15 protein-coding genes are annotated in these 18,946 nt (G+C 60.6%); 13 read left to right on the top strand and 2 right to left on the bottom strand.

Annotation, left to right across the window (positions count from 1 at the left end; all coding sequences use genetic code 11):
• Nucleotides 1-36 precede the first annotated feature (36 nt).
• The 12 genes from B5526_RS16765 (at nucleotide 37) to B5526_RS16710 (ending at nucleotide 15,250) form a co-directional block, all read left to right on the top strand.
• Nucleotides 37-1,248, top strand: a complete 1,212-nt coding sequence (locus B5526_RS16765; protein ID WP_079545059.1) for a Bcr/CflA family efflux MFS transporter — start codon at nucleotides 37-39, stop codon at nucleotides 1,246-1,248.
• A gap of 160 nt (nucleotides 1,249-1,408) precedes the next feature.
• Nucleotides 1,409-2,755 carry a glycosyltransferase gene (locus B5526_RS16760; protein ID WP_079539668.1) on the top strand — a complete coding sequence of 449 codons (1,347 nt, stop codon included), beginning with the start codon at nucleotides 1,409-1,411 and terminating at the stop codon, nucleotides 2,753-2,755.
• Nucleotides 2,756-2,919: 164 nt separating this feature from the next.
• A complete protein-coding gene (locus B5526_RS16755) occupies nucleotides 2,920-3,870 on the top strand; it encodes a c-type cytochrome (protein WP_079539664.1) in 951 nt (316 codons plus the stop codon).
• A gap of 57 nt (nucleotides 3,871-3,927) precedes the next feature.
• On the top strand, nucleotides 3,928-4,059 hold the full coding sequence (locus B5526_RS39450) for a hypothetical protein (protein WP_283807624.1): 132 nt from the start codon (nucleotides 3,928-3,930) through the stop codon (nucleotides 4,057-4,059).
• Between the two features lie 119 nt (nucleotides 4,060-4,178).
• Nucleotides 4,179-5,561 carry an FAD-binding oxidoreductase gene (locus tag B5526_RS16750; protein ID WP_079539662.1) on the top strand — a complete coding sequence of 461 codons (1,383 nt, stop codon included), beginning with the start codon at nucleotides 4,179-4,181 and terminating at the stop codon, nucleotides 5,559-5,561.
• A gap of 231 nt (nucleotides 5,562-5,792) precedes the next feature.
• Nucleotides 5,793-6,800: a helix-turn-helix domain-containing protein gene (locus B5526_RS16745; RefSeq protein ID WP_172842059.1), complete on the top strand. Its 1,008-nt coding sequence runs from the start codon at nucleotides 5,793-5,795 to the stop codon at nucleotides 6,798-6,800.
• A 175-nt stretch (nucleotides 6,801-6,975) separates the two neighbouring features.
• Nucleotides 6,976-7,701 carry a response regulator gene (locus B5526_RS16740; protein WP_079545058.1) on the top strand — a complete coding sequence of 242 codons (726 nt, stop codon included), beginning with the start codon at nucleotides 6,976-6,978 and terminating at the stop codon, nucleotides 7,699-7,701.
• Between the two features lie 319 nt (nucleotides 7,702-8,020).
• Entirely contained in the window at nucleotides 8,021-8,716 is a 696-nt protein-coding gene (locus B5526_RS16735; RefSeq protein WP_079539658.1) for a hypothetical protein, read from the top strand.
• A 171-nt stretch (nucleotides 8,717-8,887) separates the two neighbouring features.
• Entirely contained in the window at nucleotides 8,888-9,904 is a 1,017-nt protein-coding gene (locus B5526_RS16725) for a cytochrome-c peroxidase (protein ID WP_079539654.1), read from the top strand.
• The gene (locus B5526_RS16720; protein ID WP_079539652.1) at nucleotides 9,901-12,384 is read left to right on the top strand and encodes a two-component system VirA-like sensor kinase; all 2,484 of its coding nucleotides are present in this window, start codon (nucleotides 9,901-9,903) and stop codon (nucleotides 12,382-12,384) included. The genes B5526_RS16725 and B5526_RS16720 overlap by 4 nt, the downstream gene beginning before the upstream one ends.
• Nucleotides 12,385-12,862: 478 nt before the next feature.
• Complete coding sequence (locus B5526_RS16715) at nucleotides 12,863-14,542, top strand: pyrroloquinoline quinone-dependent dehydrogenase (protein WP_244562318.1); 1,680 nt, start codon at nucleotides 12,863-12,865, stop codon at nucleotides 14,540-14,542.
• Nucleotides 14,543-14,662: 120 nt separating this feature from the next.
• Complete coding sequence (locus B5526_RS16710) at nucleotides 14,663-15,250, top strand: c-type cytochrome (RefSeq protein ID WP_079539648.1); 588 nt, start codon at nucleotides 14,663-14,665, stop codon at nucleotides 15,248-15,250.
• Between the two features lie 292 nt (nucleotides 15,251-15,542).
• Here the strand turns inward: B5526_RS16710 and B5526_RS16705 are convergent, their stop codons facing one another.
• Nucleotides 15,543-16,463: an ankyrin repeat domain-containing protein gene (locus tag B5526_RS16705; protein WP_154071336.1), complete on the bottom strand. Its 921-nt coding sequence runs from the start codon at nucleotides 16,461-16,463 to the stop codon at nucleotides 15,543-15,545.
• A 124-nt stretch (nucleotides 16,464-16,587) separates the two neighbouring features.
• Complete coding sequence (locus B5526_RS16700) at nucleotides 16,588-18,129, bottom strand: hypothetical protein (RefSeq protein ID WP_079539643.1); 1,542 nt, start codon at nucleotides 18,127-18,129, stop codon at nucleotides 16,588-16,590.
• Between the two features lie 165 nt (nucleotides 18,130-18,294).
• On the opposite strand from B5526_RS16700, the gene B5526_RS16695 reads away from it, so the two are divergent.
• Nucleotides 18,295-18,939, top strand: a complete 645-nt coding sequence (locus tag B5526_RS16695) for a hypothetical protein (RefSeq protein ID WP_244562317.1) — start codon at nucleotides 18,295-18,297, stop codon at nucleotides 18,937-18,939.
• The last annotated feature ends 7 nt before the right edge of the window (nucleotides 18,940-18,946 follow it).

The raw sequence follows: 18,946 nt of genomic DNA, 5'->3' as shown, positions 1-18,946 counted from the left end.
GCTGATCGATTCCTAAAGCCAACGGATACGATGCGCGTGCGCGTTCCGCCTGCTTCCATGGCTTTCACCTTATTGTTGAGTTTTCTCGTCGCCCTGCCGTCCTTTGGCATCGACATGAGCCTGCCGGCGCTCACGGTCATGGGTGCCGCACTGCACGTCGCTCCCGCACGCGCCGGCCTGATGATGAGCCTCTTTATGCTCGGTTTCGCCGTCGCGCCGCTATTCTATGGGCCGGCTTCCGATCGATACGGCCGCAAGCCGGTCGTGGTGTTCGCCTGCGCGCTTTTCATCATCGCCGGCATCGGCTGCGCGCTTGCGCGGTCGCTGCCAACGCTGCTGACCTGGCGTGTCGTCCAGGGGGCCGGCGCCGGCGCGAGCATGACCATCGCGCTCGCCATCATCCGCGACCTGTTCGAGGGTCAGGCTGCCCGCACGAGACTCTCCTATGTGGCCATCGCTACCATGATCGTCCCCATGATCGCGCCGAGCGCGGGCGCGGCGCTGCTGGCCCTTGGCGGTTGGCGCCTCATCCAGGCCGTGCTTGCCGGGGTCGGGCTGTTGTTGCTGCTGGCCATATCGATTGGCTTTGCCGAGAGCGCGCGAATAGACCCGGCCAACCGTCTGGTTCCCTCCGTCATCGCGCGCAACTATCTTCGGGTCCTGACGCATCCGCTTTGTCTCGGGTACATCCTTGTCAACGCCGCCGCTTTCGGGACGCTGTTTGCTTATGTCAGCGGCTCGTCGCTGTTCCTGATCAATGTCGAGGGGATGAGACCCGACCAGTATGGCCTGGTGTTCGCTGCGACCTCATTGGGAATCATGGCGGGTGCGCTGCTCAACGGCCGGCTCAGCGCCTGGGGTGTCGCGCCAGACTATCCGCTGACGATCGGGCTGTTGGTCGCGGCGGCCGCCGCCATGGCGTTGCTGACGATGACGCTGGCCGGCTGGATGCCGCTCGCTCTCGTCATTTCACTGCTGGTCCTTGCCAACTTCGCCTTTGGGCTGATCGCGCCAAATGCGATGCAGGGGGCGATGCAGCCCTTGCCGCAGATTGCCGGCGCCGCCGGTGCCGCGACCGGCTCTATTCAAATGATGACGGGCGCCGTTGTCAGCGGGCTCGTCGCGATGCTCTATGACGAACACTCGGCGCTCTCGATGACCGCTCTCATGGCGGTGTGCTCGCTCGTCGCCTTACTCTCATATCTGCTGCTTGCCCGTCCAGCCGAACGCGTCGTCGTTCCGTCCTGAGCGCGCCTTCGCAATGCCATCACACATTGCAGCCGTAACCGTTTCGTCCCGCCACGCAGCCGAAGCGTAACCGCGATCCTCCAACCTGTTCTGATCTTGAGCCGACCCGTCGGACAATTCTCCGGAGGGAGCTCTTTCCGACAGCAGAGAGACAGGTCACATGAAAATCCTCATCGCTTCGACGCCCGCCACGGGTCATCTCAATCCGCTGCTTGCGATTGCCCGCATCTTGATGGTCGATGGCCACGAGATCGCTTTTCTATCGGGCAGTGTGCTGCGCGACCGCATCGAAGAGATCGGCGCAAAATTCTATGCGCTTCCCGCGGGCGCAGACTTCGATCTGCGCGACTTCGCATCGGTTGCTCCCGAATTGAAGACCGTGCCCCCGGGGCTGGATTGGTTGCGCGTCGCCATGGAGCGTGTGTTCGTCGACCCCATTCCTGCTCAGCACAAGGGCCTGCAGCAGGCGATACGAGACTTCACGGCCGAAATCGTCATCGGTGACGACATGCTGTTCGGAGTATTGCCGATGCTGCTCGGGCCGCGCGCGAAACGGCCTCCCATCGTGCTTTGCGGCACATCGTTCTTGCACTGGCACCGTGAAGATGGCGCTCCGCATTTTGTCGGTTTGCCGCCTGCAACCACGAAACAGCAGCGCGACGATTACGCGGCGATGTATTGTGAACATGACAGGCTAGTTTATCAGCCCGTAGCCGATCGGTTGAATCGATCCCTGGCGACCCTCGGCGTCGGACCGTTGTCGATGACCCTGTTCGATTCCGTCGTCGAGCTTGCCGATGCCTATCTGCAGCTGACGGTTCCAAGTTTCGAGTTTCCGCGCGACATCCCGCCCTCGGTACATTTTGTCGGCACGCCTCCGATCATTGCTGGTCAGGCACCGCTGCCGTCCTGGGCCGACGATCTCGACGGCTCGCGCAAGGTGGTGCTGGTGACGCAGGGAACGCTCGCCAATCACAATTTCGGCCTCTTGATCGGCCCGACGCTGGCGGCGCTTGGGCACGAGCCCGATCTGCTCGTCGTCGCGACGGCAGGCGGGCGCCCCATCGACGCGATACCTGGCCCAATTCCGGGCAATGCGCGCCTTTCCCAATATCTGCCGTTCGAATGGATACTGCCCAAGGTCGACGTGTTCGTCACCAACGGCGGTTATGGCAGCGTCAACCAGGCGATGAGCTTTGGGATTCCCCTTGTCACCGCGGGGCTGACCGAAGACAAGGCCGACGTCAATGCGCGTGTTGCCTGGTCCGGCGTCGGGATCGATCTTGCCAGCAACGAGCCAACGCCACAGGCGTTGCGCGAAGCCGTTCGGACCGTGCTCGACAAACCCGATTATCGTCGGCGCGCAGCGGCGATAGCTGGCGAGTTCGCCGGTATCGACATGCAATCCGAAGTGCTTCGGATCGTTGGCCAACTGTCCCATGGTTCAAAGCAGGCGGGCTTGCAGCGAAGTAAGGCGAGGGCAGTCAGTCGTCAGTTACAAATCTAGCTCGATAAGCCCACGTCGAGATCGCCATTGCATCGGCCTCAGCACTCATTGGGGTCGCCGGTTTTGCACATCGCGGATGGGTCGCGTCTGACCCATCCCGTTTGCCGGCATGTTCCATGACCTGAAGCTATCCATCATCGCTCAAATTATTCGGGAAATATACCATGCTTGAATTGTTTGGCCCGGCCATGTCGATCACCACAGCCGCGCTGCTGGCGCAGTCGAGCCTGCGAAGCTGGAGGGCAGAGAATAAGTTCTTGAAATGGGGCGGCACGGTCTTGTCCGCTTTGTTCTCAGGCGCCGTATCTCTGATAAGCGTTATTATGCTCGTCGGACTGATCAAGCTGCATGCTCGCAGCGCGCCGGCCTCCGACTTGAAAGTTGCCGGCACGCCCGAACAAATTGTGCGCGGCCAGGCGATATCCAACGGCTTCTGCAGCGGCTGCCATTCGAAAACCGCCACGCTCACCGGTGGTCTCGATGTCGCCGAGGATCTTCCAGTACCGATCGGATCGTTGGTGGCCTCCAACCTCACTCCCGCCGGGCAATTGAGCCACTGGTCGGATGGCGACATTTTTCGGGCCATTCGCAACGGCGTCGACAAAGATGGGCATTGGCTGATCATCATGTCCTACACCAACGCCGGCAAACTGAGCGATGACGATACAATGGCTGTCATCGCATACCTTCGCAGTTTGCCGGCCGCCGGAAAGCAAACCGGTAATCCGCCCGACCATCTCAACCTGTTAGGGATCATGATGCTCGGTGCAGGAATGCTTCCGGAGGGTAAGCCGGTATCTACAGGTGTCGTCACCGCCCGGCCCAGGAGCCCTGATTTGCAGTACGGCGAATACATCCTGTCGTATCAGGACTGCCGCGGCTGCCACGGCGACAAGTTGACCGGCGGTGTACCTGGACAGCTGGCGCCGCTCGGGCCCGACCTCAATCTTGTAAAGCTATGGAAGTTTGAGGAATTCGTCACCACCATGCGCACCGGCGTCGATCCCAACGGCCACGAACTCGGCAAGCAAATGCCATGGCGGCCGATCGGACGAATGGGCGATGAAGAACTGCGGGCGATCTATGAATATCTGACGCACATGCCGAACGCTTGAGACCCTTGCACGAAAGCGTTTACACAATTGGGTCACCCCGCTCATGAGAGAACCAACATGATGATAGGGCGTGAAGAACTTCATCTGGCGCAAGACGATGGCGGCCCGCCGTCGACGTTGGTCACCGGCAGCGCGCCGAGCAGAGCCACCTCGCGCGTTGGGTCCGGCGTGTTCTCGGCGTTTCCCTAACGGAATTGGGCTGAGCCCGAACAGCAGGAATCTTCAAGATCAGCCGCTGCCATTTTTCAAAATCGCGGTCGAGACGCGCGAATGATCGCGTTCGCGCCGCCAGACCAGGGAGAAGAGCAATGACGGATCTGATCGAAACAACGTTCGATAGGCTCGGCAAGCAACTGTCCGGCCGCTTATCAAGGCCCGGCGACGATCGCTATGCCGCCGCAACGGCGATCTGGGCGAAACCTACCGGGCGTATGCCGCGCGCGGTCGCTCACTGCCGCACGCCCGAAGAGGTTCAGTCGGCCGTTCGAGCCGCACGCGACGCTTGCCTTCCGCTGTCGGTGCGCGGCGGAGGTCATGATTGGGCCGGGCGCGCGCTGTGCGAGGGGATCGTCATCGATCTCAGCGCCATGAACGGCGTGAGCGTCGGCCCTGACAATCGCACCGCGCAAATTTCGGGTGGCGCCCGCGCCTCGGACGTTCTTGCCGTGACCGATCCGCGCGGGCTCGCGGCGGTCACGGGTTCGTGCAGCTCCGTCGGCATGACCGGACTGACGCTGGGCGGTGGTTACGGGCCGCTGATCGGCCGGTTCGGACTTGCACTCGATAATCTACTCGCCGCAGAAATTGTACTCGCCGATGGCCGCATCGTTACCGCCAGCCATGACAACGAAGATGAATTGTTCTGGGCGTTGCGGGGCGGCGGCGGAAACTTTGGCGTGGTGACGGCGATGCGATACCGCGTGCACGATCTCCCGAGCGTCCACTCAGGTATGCTGCTCTTTCCGTTCCATGAAGCGAGAGCTGTTCTCGAAGGAGCCGTCGAGATCGCGGCGTTCGCACCGGACGAACTGACGGTTCAGCTTGGGCTCGTCGGCGGCCCCGACGGCACTCCGCTCGTCATGATCGCGCCGACATGGTGCGGTCTGCCGGAGCAAGGCGAAGCCCGCCTGGCGCCGTTCTTCAGATTGGGAACCCTGGTTGCCGGCGCCGTAGATACGATGGCGTATGGCGCCTCGCTTGCCGTATTCGATCCGTTTCTCGTCACCGGACAACGTGTGTTCATGGGGACGTGCTGGCTTCCAATGCTCGATCGAAGCGGCATCGACACCTTCATTCGGGCGATGGGGACCGCGGTCTCACCGGGCTGCGCCATCCTCACCCACGAATTCAGAGGCGCCGCTTCGCGCGTGCCCGCAGAGGCGACAGCCTTCGGCGTTCGCCGCGATCACGTGCTGGTCGAGATTCTTGCATCATTTGCCGATCGTTCAGAGCCGCGCGATGAGCATTGGCATCGGCGCTGGGTTCGATCCACTCTTCGGGCCTTCAGTGCCACGGCGCTTCCAGGCGGATACCCGAATTTACTCACCGGCAGCGACGCGGAGCGCGCGGCGAAGAGCTATGGGGGCAATGTCAATCGGCTGACCGAGGCCAAGCGGCAATATGATCCCGACAATGTTTTCTGTTCCGCGATTCCGCTGCCTGTCAATCGGCATACATTGGCTGCCGAATAGAAGCAAGATGCTCCGAAAGTTTGATCGCTCGACACATTCCGGCGCCTGACCATCGCAACTGGCGATGGGCAGGGTCGCTTCCGCCGGTGCCGCTTCGAAACGTAGTTTGTTTCAGGGAACCTTGATCACAATTAATCACGTCCCTGAGACTTCCCAATTCGCCGCATGGCGAGAGCCGGTCGGAGACCCCACTTCGCCTCCGGACCGACGCGCTCCAAAACGGAGACGACCATGCTTCAGAGCAACGGTGTTGAAGGCACGCCTCTACTGGATTACGAGGCGTGGAGAGCTTCGCTCCGCACGATTTGCGGGCGGTATAGCCCGCAAGGCGTCGAACGCGACGCCTTTCAGGGCTGGGCGCGGAGGCTGAATGTATGCGGGCTCGCTGCAGCAGATATTGGCTGGAATGCACGCCGGATCGAACGGACCTACCGGGATGCTCGCCTCGACGGCATGGAGCATTACTATGTTCGGATTCAAGTCTCTGGAAAATCAGCGATGATCCAGAACGATCAGGCTCGGCGGATCGCAGTAGGCGACGTCGTTCTGGTCGACGCCGCCCGGCCCGTCACATATTTCGGTAACAACGCCAGCGCGCGATGGGTGTCGCTTCATTTGCCGCGCCAGTCGCTGATTTCTCATCTTGGATTCGAACCCCAGGGAGGTTTTTGCAGGCGCGGAACACCGGCCGGACGTTTCCTGCACGAGGTCGTCGTCGATGCCCTTAAAGGGGAGGGATCATCATTCTCCGCGGCCGATTCCTACATGCAGCTGGCCGTCTATGATCTGGTCGGCGCGCTATTTGCACCGTCCGATACCCCACCGATCTCGCGCTCCACGGACAAGCTGTTCGCGCGGATCTGCGGCGTGATCAAGGACAGCCTCTCCGATCCTGATTTCGGGCCTGTCGAGGCCGCCGCCGAAGTGGGGATCTCGTTACGCTACGTTCAAAAACTCTTCATGGAGCGTGGCGCGACCTGCAGCGGGTTCATCTATACGCTTCGCCTGGACCGCGCCGCGCACCTTCTGCACCGCCGCGCGTTGCTTCGGACGGGCCAACCGCTCAGCGAGATCGCCTATGCCTGCGGCTTTCGCGACTATGCGCATTTCGCGCGAAGATTCCGCCATCGGTTCCGTTATTCGCCGGGCGCGCACGCCGGAAATAGTGATGGAATAGTGCGCGCCGGTACAGACGAAAGTGCGTCGTTGACACACGACGTTCAAGCTCCGGAGTCTTAGACACGCGGGGCGCTGGTAATTCGGGGCGGGCATTGAAAACGGAAGATGCCAAAATGAATGTCGATTATAATACAATCAGAATGAATATCGATTATAATACAAATTGAGAAAACACAGCCTAGCGACCAATTGAAAGAATACCGCTTAGTGACCAAGAAAATTGAAAGATCAATTCATGCTCGCGGATTGCGGACACGTCGTTGTCGTTGATGATGACCCATCGCTGCGGCGAATGGTGATCAAATATCTGGAAGAGAACAACGTACCAACAAAGTCTGCGTCAAGCAGGACAGAGTTCAATCGGCTTTTTGCCGGGCCCCCTCCGAGCCTGATCATCCTGGATCTGCGGCTCGGTCAGGATGACGGGCTGGATCTCTTGCGGGAAATTCGTTCGCATTCGGATGTACCGGTCATCATCACGACCGGCCATCGTCCCGACGAAATTGATCGCATCGTCGGCCTCGAACTCGGGGCGGACGATTATGTCGTAAAGCCGTTCAGCCTCCGGGAATTGCTTGCCCGCGTCCGTGCGGTATTGCGGCGGCAAGAAATGGGGCGGGTTGCGCGAACACGTGATCCGGAGCGAGGCGGGTACCGGTTCGGCGGCTGGCAGCTCGAACGGCGCGGCCGAAGACTGCTCGATACCAATGCGACGCCGGTCGCGCTGAGCAAAGGCGAGTATGCGTTGTTGCTGGCCTTTCTCGAAGCGCCGCAGCGGCCGTTGTCGCGCGAGCACTTGTTGCAGGCGACCCGAATTCACGAGGATATTTTCGATCGCAGCATCGACGTCCAGGTGTTGCGGCTGCGGCGCAAACTGGAGACCGATCCGAGTGCGCCGCGCGTGATCCAGACCGAGCGCGGCATCGGCTACGTGTTCGCGCTGTCGGTCGAGCCGTTCTAAAAGTGATCAAAATGTGGCGCCGCGCCGTTACGGTTGTAACCGAATTGTCTGCGGGCGTGATGATCACGTAACCGGCGACCACCAGAGTCTCCGTATCGATTGACGGAGAATCTCGTGTTGCCGAAACGCCAATCCCTTCGAGTTCGTTCGTTGGGCAGATATCAAGGGGCATCTTCGCCCGTGAAGACGAGATGGTTGGTTCACGTGCTCGCCAGGTTGGTGATTGCGGCGAGCTGCACGAGCTCGGCGGCAGCTCTCGACATCCGGGTCGATCGCAGCAAATCCCCCTTTATCAGCGCACAGCTCGTGGGAGCAACCGATGTCGAAATCGCACCAATCAGCAAACAGGGCCACCAGACTCTACGACCTTCAGAGCCGCTCGATACGCGTCGACTTGCGCGATAGACCCAACATGATGCATGACGGATTGATGCGGGCGCCAAGGCTCGACGGAACAGAAAGGCTCGACAGGACAGAGGCGAGGTCGCAGCCGTCGGTGATGGGTGCGGTGACGCGATCAGATCGCCAGCATACTACGCTCTGGTCGTCGCCGATCCTTGCCTTCTTTATGGAAGGCTTTGCGTTGTACGGCGCGTCATACCACGCTTATCCGCACGCGGCTGCGGCGTCGCCTGTCGAGCCATCTGCCGTGGCCGTACGTGCTCCAGAGCCGGACGAGATTTCCTGGCGCGCGCGACGCAGGGCGATGGCCATCGTTGTTTCGGCAATGGATTCCGGCGTAGCCGAAGTTGAGGACGAGATCAATCGAGCGGGATCCGGATCGGAGACGGCATCCGGAAATGTTTTGTCCGATACCGATGGATCAACCCGCCGAAGTTGGCTAGCCAAGGCTTGGCGCGCCCTCGCAGGCCGGTGGGCACAACGGCGTCGCGCGCGCGAGATCAAAAAGGCGGTCGCTGCCCTGCTGCAGCCCGATCGCAGGGCGTCGCGGAATTTCGGCATCCCCAACCGATCAGGGATCGCGCAGGTCACGAGGTACCGCCGTGATTGCTGACCTCGTCACCTATGCCATCGCCGGACTAGGCTTCATCCATGCAGCGGGTCGCTTGTTCGTCCGTGACAAGTTCTCGGCCGGCATGAACACCGTTATGACCCAAAACCGGGTTAGACGGCGCGATCTATGTCGGGAGCGGGATATCTCCGTTCCGACCGAAGCTTCCTGAATATGCCGTTCAGAACACTTCTCGAGTTACGCAATTGCGCTGGTCCTGGGCTAGCTGCATTCGTCCGCTACGGATATTGCGCAATCGCGATCGGCGTCGTGGTCCTTTGTGGCTTGCAACTGGCTGCGGCGCCATCGCAGCCGCTCGACCAGCCACCCGCATCGGTCGGCACTATCGCCGAAGAACCCATCACTCCGATACCCGAGCCTCCACCGATCGACCCACGGAAGGTCAAACTCGGGGAGCGTCTGTTCGGCGATCCGCGCTTGTCTCGCGACAATTCGCGAAGTTGCTTGTCATGTCACGATGTCAGCAGCAATGGCGCAACCACGAAGCGGCAGGACATCGGCCTGGATGGTTCAAGCCTGCCATTCAACACCCCTACGATATTCAATGCGACGCTCAACTTCCGCCTTGGTTGGGAGGGAAGACTCCGGACCATGGAGTCGGATGTCCAAGCCGCACTGGCGAATCCTCAGATCATGGGCATCAGCATTTCCGAGGTGGTAGCAAAGCTCGCCGCTGATCCCGACATGCGCAAGGAGTTCACTGCCGCCTATGGCAGTGGCCCGGACGCAGCGAACATGGTGGACGCGATCACAAGTTTCGAGCGAACGCTGGTAACACCTGACAGCAAATTCGATCGTTGGTTGACAGGAGATGCAGCAGCGTTGTCGAAGGAAGAACTGAACGGATATTGGCTATTTAAATCCTTGGGATGCGTGTCCTGTCACCAGGGCGTGAATGTCGGTGGCAATCTTTTCGAGCGACATGGAATTTTCCATCCGTTGGCGTCGCCGAAGCCCGAAATTCTACGGGTGCCGAGCCTGCGAAATGTCGCGACAACGCCGCCCTATTTTCACGACGGCAGCGCGCAGACCCTCGATGAGGCTGTCCGGAAAATGGGCCTTGCTCAACTGAATTCAACACTGACAGACCAGCAGGTGAACGCGATCGTTGCCTATCTCCAGACCCTGACTGGAAAATACCGCGGCTCGCCTGTCGGAGCGTCGCCATGAGGATAACGTCTATCGCTATCGTCGGCGCGTTCTTTATCCTGCTACTCACCTGGCTGCTGCTGAGCGGGTTATATCCGAATTACGCTCGCTACGATCGTGAGCTTCAAGCGCTTGACGAGTTTTCTAGACTCGAGCGAGGATTGAACCGGGAGGTGTTGACCGCGCGCGCCGGTCTGTCACGAAACTACGATGCGTTGGCACACCTGACGGATGCCTACGCCGGCTCGCTTGATCGATTGCGAGAAGCAGCGGCCACGGATTCAGAACTACGCGCTGCAATTGATGTCTTGGCTGAACGCGCCGACCGGCAGCGCGACCTCGTTGAGAAGTTCAAGAGCAGGAATGCATTGCTGCGGAACTCTTTCGCCTATTTTGGAATGTTCAGCGCGCGTCTTGCAGGTTCGTACGACCGGCCGCTGGTTGCTGCCGCCAGCTCGCTCTCATCTGCCATGCTGCACCTCACGCTCGATACGTCGCCCGCTGCGGTGCACGAGGTCAAGAATCGCCTGGAGCAGCTTGCGGGTCTGCAAAGCCCGCCCAGCGATGCCGATTCTGTCCAGGCGGCAATCGCGCATGGCGGAATATTGCATGATCTGCTGCCGGCGACCGATGCCGCGCTGAAGGAGCTGACCGCCGCGGCGAGCACGCGCGAGCAGGACATCGTTCGTTCGTTGATCATGGAACGTCAGCTTGCGGAGCGCGCGAAGGCGCGGCAATACAGAGTTCTGCTTTACTCGGCGTCGCTGATGCTGCTCGCTGCCCTCATCTATCTTGGGCTGCAATTGCGGGCGCGGGCGGTGGCCTTGCGTCGGCGCGCCGCGTTCGAGCACGTGATCGCCGGCATCTCGACGCGATTCATCAATTCACAGCACCATGAGATCGCCGAGCATGTCGGCAGTGCGCTCGAAAGACTGGCCGGATGCGTCGGCGCGGATCGCGCCTATTTCGTGGTGGCCGGCGAGGCGAAGCAAATCTATCGATGGTCGCGCCAAGGAGCGGAATTTCCGCCAGGCTGGCCCGAGCGTGCGCTGCAGCTTGCTCCGCGTTTTGGTCGGGGTGAGGACTGTGTGATTCAAATTCCAAAGGTCAGGCCGGCGCATCCTGATGACACGATGACTTTACTTGCCGGCGCCGGCGTTCAAGGCTGGCTGTGTATCTCAAACATATGTCAGAAGAGAACCCCTGCGATTCTCGGCTTCGATGCACTGCGCGCAGGAGCCCTTATCCCATCGGCTGAAGTCTCACTGTTTCGCATGGCGTTCGATGCGATCGGCCAAGCGGTCGGCAGGGTCTTTCTCGAGCGGGAGAAGGAGCGTCTGGAAGCGAACCTGCAACAGGCCCGCCGGATGGAGACCATTGGCAACTTTGCGAGCGGGATCGCCCATAACTTCAACAACATCGTAGGCGCCATCCTCGGTTATACGGAAATGGCCGATGCCCCGGTCAGCTCAGACCGGCAGCCGGCAGCCAACCTCACCGAAATTCGTCGCGCCGGCGAGCGGGCACGCCAACTCGTCGATCAGATTCTTACATTCGGGCGAAGCGGCGAGGGCAGGCGGGAGCATGTCTGTCTCAAGGCCTTGGTTGCGGAAACCAAGGGGTTGCTGGCTGCGTCGCTACCTTCCCAGGTCGGGATCAGGGTGAAGGAGACGTCCGAAGCGGCGGTCGTATCGGCCGAACCCGCGCAATTACAGCAGGTCATCCTGAATCTTTGCAACAACGCTGCACAAGCCATGGATGGGCCGGGCGACATCAAGATTCTGATTGAAGTGCGGGAGGTAACAGAGGCGTTGCGGGTCGGGCGTATCGATATCGGCCCTGGTCGCTTCGCGATCCTGTCGATCTCGGATCCGGGGCGTGGCATGGACGAAGCGACGCTGGAGCGGATTTTCGAGCCGTTCTTTACGACGCGTCCCGACGGCAACGGCCTCGGGCTTGCGACGGTTCGTGAAATCGTTGAGGAACACGACGGGGCTGTTACGGTAGCGAGCACTCCCGGAGTTGGAACGCGGTTCGATATCTGGCTTCCATCGGTCTCGTCCAATGAGCCGATATCCATTCAACATTCGCCAGGCGTGGCCGGTCGTGGCGCTGGCGAAACCGTGCTGGTGCTTGAAGCGGAACGCGAGCGCTTGCTGCGGTATGAGGAGGTTCTGGCGGCTCTCGGCTATGAGCCGGTCGGCTTCACCGAGCTTGCTGAGGCCGCGCAAGCCTATGCCGTGAAAACCCGTTTTGACGCGGCGCTCGTAAGCCACCCGCGCGGCGCCGCCGCTGCGCTCGATTTCGCAACCGCGTTGCATGATATTGCGCCTGACCTGCCGATCATTCTGGCGACACCTTCAGCGCGGGATCTGGACGCTCAAAGGCTGGCATCTTCTGGAATTTTCGAAGTGGTCCGTCAACCGCTGGCGTATTCGGAGTTGGCCGGGGCATTGTCGCGTTGTCTTCAGGCCTCTGGAGCCCCGCAGCTGCAATCGTAAGATCGCGCCCAGCGACGAACAAGTCACGAATTCGCTGATTGAGAATTGCGCGCGATTTTTCGGCGCCGGTGTGCGGCGATCACGCTTTCAAGTGCTTCATCATTTCTCGGCAAGCAGACTCGCGTGATGCGGCAGTGCGAAATTCAGACTGCCTCCGAAATCATAAATGCACTGCAACAGCCTCCCAAGCGAATGATGTTACGCGCGAAACTCGCGCTTCTGGGCCCGCAATCCAGACGGCTTGACGCCTGCTGCAGGCGCTCAGTCGGTGAAACCTGACATTGCGAGGCGCGCCGATCTGCCGATCACAAAATGTCCGGCCACGGCAACATCTGCGAACCTCGCCGGCGCCGTTTCTCCTTGTCAAACCAACCTAGTCGGTTCAGATTTGAAATGTCCGGCGTGCAACGTGCCGGTTAGATTCAACAATAAAAATTGGGGCGGAAACATGCATAGATTTTCTATTGGATGCGCCGCTGTGTTCGCTGTGGCGGGCTTGCTCACAGGCCCTGTCAGCGCACAGGAAACCAAGCAGGAGACCAAGGCGGCGTCGGGCCAGGCGATGGTTTCTCCGGTCACTCAACAGCAGCTCAACTCGGCGGACAAGAACTCAACTAATTTTCTTTTGACCAACGGCAATTACGCCCAGACACGGTTTTATCCGGCCAAGCAGATCGACCGCAACAGCGTAAAACACCTGCACGTGGCGTGGATCTTCCAGACCGACGTCAAGGAATCGCTGGAGACGTCGCCCATTGTCGTCGATGGCGTGATGTTCGTGACGACGTCGTTCAGCCATGTCTATGCGCTCGACGCCAAGACCGGCGCTCAGCTGTGGCACTATAATCACAAGATGGGACCGATAACGACCTACTGCTGCGGCCCCAACAATCGCGGCGTCCAGGTGCTCGGCGACCGCGTCTACCTGGCCACCCTCGACTCCAAACTGGTCGCCCTCAATGCCAAGACCGGCGATGTCGTCTGGTCCACCGACATTGCTGATCCGGAGCTCGGCTACAGCGAGACGATGGCGCCGACCGTCATCAAGGACAAGGTTCTGATCGGCACCAACGGCGGCGAGTACGGCATCCGCGGCTTCATGCGGGCCTACGACGCCAAAACCGGAAAACTGATTTGGTCGTTCAATACCATCCCGGAGAATAGCGTAGGCGTCTGGGCGACCAAGGACGCCACCGGCCGCGACATGCACCGCAATATCCAGGCCGAAAAGGATCAGCTCGCCAAGATCGGCGATCCCTACAAGAAATTGGGCGGCGGCGTATGGCAGAATCCTGCCATCGATCTTGCAACCAACCGGATCTATTTCGTCGTCGGCAATCCTTCGCCCGATCTCGATGGCTCGATCCGGCCCGGCGACAATCTTTATACGAACTCGCTGGTCGCGCTTGATCTCGATACCGGCAAATACCTCTGCCACTTCCAGTACATCGCCCACGACGTCTGGGACCTCGATGCGGCAAGCCCGCCGGTGCTCTTGGATGTGAAGGGCAAGGACGGCAAGACCATCCCGGGCCTGATCCATGCCGGAAAGACCGGCCACATCTATGTTCACGACCGCAAGGATTGCAGCCTGATCCGTTTCTCCGACGCCATGGTGCCGCAGGAGAACATGTGGACCCTTCCCACCAAGGAAGGCGCCCGCATGCTTCCGGGGGCGAACGGCGGCGTCGAATGGTCGCCGATCGCCACCGACCCCGGACAGGAGCTTGCCTACGCCATCAACCTGCATCAGCCGATGAACTACTTTGTCGAGAACTCGCCCTATCCGAACGGCAAGCTGTGGCTTGGCGGCGCCTTCAAGGTGATCCCAGGCGAGGCCCAGGCGGGCAACATCACCGCCGTCAACTACAACACCGGCAAGATCAAATGGCAGGTGAAGACACCCGAGCCGATGATCGGCGGCATTCTGGCAACCGCCGGCGGTCTTGTTTTTACGGGTGAAGGCAACGGCAAGTTCGCGGCTTACAATTCGTCCAACGGCAAGGAATTGTGGAGTTTTCGTGCCGGCGCCGGCGTCAACGCGCCACCCTCGAGCTACATGGTGGGCGGCAAGCAATATATCGTGGTGGGAGCGGGCGGTAACACCCAGATCGACTTCCACCGCGGCAACAACATCATCGCGTTTTCGCTTGACTAGAGCGTGATCAATCTAATCGGATCATGATCTAAGCGGTATCTGCGATTGTCCAAGCGTGAAGCGGGACCCGTTTGCGGTCCCGCTTCTTTTATTGTCAGGTTTCTTCACTGGATCGGATCAATGAGCGGCAGGTTGGGATCGTGCAGTTTCGGCGCCGTCGCTTTGGCGGCACTGTTGAACGTCGGCGTAACGCCGCTCTACGCCCAAAGCATCGAAGAAAAGACGCAAGTCTGCGCCGGCTGCCATGGCGCGTCCGGCAAACCGGTCGACAAGACCACACCGATCATCTGGGGGCAGCAAGCGGGCTACCTCTATATCGAGCTGCGTGATTTCAAGCGCGGCGATCGCAAGAACGACATCATGCAGCCGATCGCCTCCTCCCTGGAGCGACAGGACATGCTCGATATCGCGGATTATTTTTCGAAGAAGCCGTGGCCCGATCTGGGCCAGCCTCGCGCGCCGAAGGAAATGGCCGAGAAGGCGCTGAACGCCAACCGCTCGGTGGGTTGCACGGGCTGCCATCTCGATCACTTTCAGGGTGACGGCACGATCCCTAGGCTCGCAGGCATGAGCAAGGAATACCTGACCAAGACCATGGACGATTTCCGCACCCGCGCGCGCGGCAATAATCCGGGCATGTCCGACCTGATGCTCGCCACCTCGCCTGAGGACCTTGCGCCGCTGGCGGAATATCTGGCGGGCCTGTGAGTACTTAGCAGGTGAGATTAGTCGACGGCTGTACCCTCTCCCCTTGTGGGAGAGGGTGGCTTCGCCAACGGGTCGGCGCGAAGCGCCGCCCGATGATAAACTCCGCGAAGGCGGGTGAGGGGTTCTCTCCGCGGATGCAGACCCCTCATCCGTCACGGACTTCGCATAGCCGATGCAAAGCATCGGCGTCCTAATTAAAAAGAACGGCGGCCGAAGGCCGCCTACGGCCACCTTCTCCCACAAGGGGAGAAGGAAACGAGTTTGCGCACGCGCAGTCTTAGCGCATCCCGCTCTACGGCGGCATCAGCCGCTCGCGCAGCGAGGACAATACCGTCAGATCCGCGGCGCGTTTTCCCGTTTTGTCCTTCAGAGAGGGATCGGCGCCTTTCGCGAGCAAAAGATCGGCGATGTCAGCATGGCCGCCTTCGGCCGCGATCATCAGCGCGGTGCGGCCGCGGTCATCGCGGTCGTCGATATGTGCGCCGGCGTCCACGAGATAAGCAACAACCTTGATCGCCTGCGCTTCGGGAACTTGATCATCCGGACCCGATGCCCACATCAATAGCGTCAAATCATTGCGATAGCGCGCGTTGACATCGATATTTTGTGCCAGCAATCGCTTCACGATATCGAGCCTGGCGCTCGCCGCCGCATAGATGAGCGGCGTCTTTCCGGTGTCGTCGGGTGTTCGCGAATCGGCGCCATGGGCAAGCAACGCCTCGACGATCAAGTCATTGCCGGCATAGGCGGCGGCCGCGATCGGGGAGATCGCGCTCGGTCCGGTGAGATTGACGTCGGCGCCGCGTTCGATCAGCCGTTGCGCGATCAGGATATGGCTGCCTTCGGCGGCAAAATACAGCGCGGTGGCACCGTCGAGATTGCGGGCATCGATCGGCGCGCCGCGCGCCAGCAGCAGCTCGACCATCCTGGGATGGCCGGACTTCGCGGCATGGCTCAGAGGCCGGGCGCCAAGCCGGTCCCGCGCGTCGAGGGATGCGCCCTCATCGAGCAGTTTTGTCGTCAGGTCGAGGCAATTGCCGTCGACCGCCGAAAACAGCGTCAACGACACTTCCATCGCCGAAACTTGCGGCTTTGCAATTTCATGCCGGCGGGATAGTCCCTGGCACCGGTCGGGGTCCGCGGCGCGCGCATCGGGTGCTGCGCTCAGCACCGCGATCGTAATCGAGCATAGAAACGCAGTGTGGCGATGCAAGGCGGTCGCTCCCGGGGACGTTTGTTATTTCAGCCATGAGGCTGCTGCAGCGGCAATCCTAGACCAGGGACAAGAGGGATTTCAGCAGAAAAAAATGCCGCGCCGAGCTCGGCGGCAACGACTGTTATCGACACGCCCGATTTCCGGCCTCTGGAACGGCCAGAAAAGTAATTGTGGTCGGCTCGAACACCAGGGTACTGGCGTCCGTTGGAGCGCCTGCGATCGTCGGCAATTCATCACCCGTCTCAAGCGCCAGGGCGCGGCCATTTAGCCTGACGCGCTCGTCCAAGAGACTAGCGGCGTCCAGCGTGTAACGCCGCGACGGGATCGGAAGCATGAGCGTATGCGGTGCATCGCGGTCGGTGTTGATCACGAGAAGCGCCACGCCGCCCGGCGTGCCACTTTGACAATGGGCGTAGACGTGAAGTCCGGATGGGCTGGACGGACCTGCGTCGAGCACCGTGGGTCCCATCAATTGTCGCCAGAGCCACGCGCCCCAATAATTCGGCCTCGGCTGCAGCGTCCTCTCGTCGAGCAAGCCGTAATCGCTTGCCGCGAGCGTGTTGTGCATCACGACTTGAACGCCGGCCTTGGCAAGCCGCCCGAGCTGATCGAGATACCGGAACGTATCCAGGAAGCTTGCGGCCCACTTGTTTCCGCCGCACGCGGCCTCCGCGGTTTCGGTGAGCCAGATCGGCTTGCCGGGTGCAAATTTGTTGCGAAGCGTTTTGTGAAAACTCAGGGCCCGATCCGTCCCCGAAAGCCATGGTTCGGAAAGCGCAGCCTCCGGAGCGCTGTTGCCGCTGCACCGCTCCGACAACGTGCCATAATAGTGATAGGAGAACACATCGACGCTGGGATCGGATGCGGCGAGCAGGTCGGAGGCGAGCGTGGGGTCGCCGACCGTGCCGGGGCCCAGGATCATGGTCTCAGGCGCAGTCCGCCTCATGAACGCGCGAAAAATTGCAAAATCCCTTCCATAGGCGGCAGCGTCATAGCCAGATGGAGCGCCGCCCATCTCGGCGAGATCAGGTTCGTTCATGAATTCAGCGGCGGCGATGCGGCCTCCGACCGAGCGTGTAAAAGCAAGAACACGATTGGCCTGATCCGTCTGCCAGACGCCGACGGCGTCACGGGTGCCAGCGCTTATCGCGAACGAGGTCACGATCCGCGCGTCGACCGCTTGCGCGAAATTGACCACGCCTTGCCACTGCTGATGCGTCAGGATGCTTTTGAATCCGGCGGGAGGCGACGACGGCGCGTTGTCCTGATCGGCAAAGTAAGTGCTGTTGGCCCAGGTGCCGCTGACCCGCAGGTAGGCAGGCGCCAGCGCCGTCGCGAGCTTTCGTAAGCGCGCGTTGGTGAGATCAATCGGCGGCCGGTATTGATATAAATTCGAATGCATGCTCGCTGGCGTGTCCGATCCCGATCGCGGGGAAGGCGCCGGCCGAGCGCCGCCTTCCGATCGATAGGGCTTCCAAAATCTTCCGCCGGTGACTTCGACCATTTCGATGTTGTAGGACTGGAAGCGCTGGTCGACGCTGCCGATGCGCGGCAAGCTTGAAGGCTCGATCATGGGAGCGCCGGCGGCATCGGCATACACCGGAGTGATCGGCAGCGCGGACGTCAGGCAACCGTAAAGCCACGCGACAAAGGGCGTGAGCATGCGCAAGACTTCCGGGGCAGGGTGCATCGTAAACCCGACCGAATTTGATTTGCGGGGACCACAGCATACCGAATATATTTTCGATAGGCCTGCATCAGCGATCTCGTTTCGACAAGCATCGGCGGGCCTGCGAAAAAGACGAATACAGGACTCCAGGGAGGCGGCGTGGCTCTTTCGACGCGTATTTTTTTGTGCTGCGTCGCGGTAGCGCTGACGATGTGCGCGACGCAGCCGGCACTTGCGCTCGACCCCCGCTATCCGGATTGGCCTTGCCAGCAATTGAAGGTTCCGGAGATTTCGATCGCGAGTGTCTGGAGCGGTCCCCCGATCGAGGCAATTGACAAGGATAAGCCCGTCGACGCCAAGGATGCGGAACTCGTCGCGCGTCTGGCCGCGCGCCGTACCTCCATGGACGACGCGCGCAAATTGATCGCCGACTATGTAACCGGAACGCCCGAGGTGAAGCAGCAGAAGGCAAAATCGCTGTTCGTCGCGTTGTATTCGACGCTCAACGCGCGGCGCGACCAGGTCATGAGCGGGATCGAACGCTTTTCACGCAAACAGAAGGCCATGGCCGAGGACATCCGCGACAAAACCCAGAAGATAAGGGAATTGCAGGACAAGCCCGACGCCGATCAAACCTCGAGCGAGGCGCTCGCCACGCAACTGTCGTGGCAGACCCGTATTTTCGAGGACCGGCGGAAATCGACCACCTATGTCTGCGACGTGCCCGTCCTGATCGAGAAGCGGCTGTTCGACTTGGGAAGAGCGATACAGGACGTCTTGAGCGCCGATGCGCCGGCGAAATGAGAGTCTT

This window comes from Bradyrhizobium lablabi (genome assembly GCF_900141755.1).
Classification (GTDB): Bacteria; Pseudomonadota; Alphaproteobacteria; order Rhizobiales; family Xanthobacteraceae; genus Bradyrhizobium; species Bradyrhizobium lablabi_A.
Note: the sequence above shows the minus strand (reverse complement) of the source record. Positions and strands in the feature narration are given on the sequence as shown.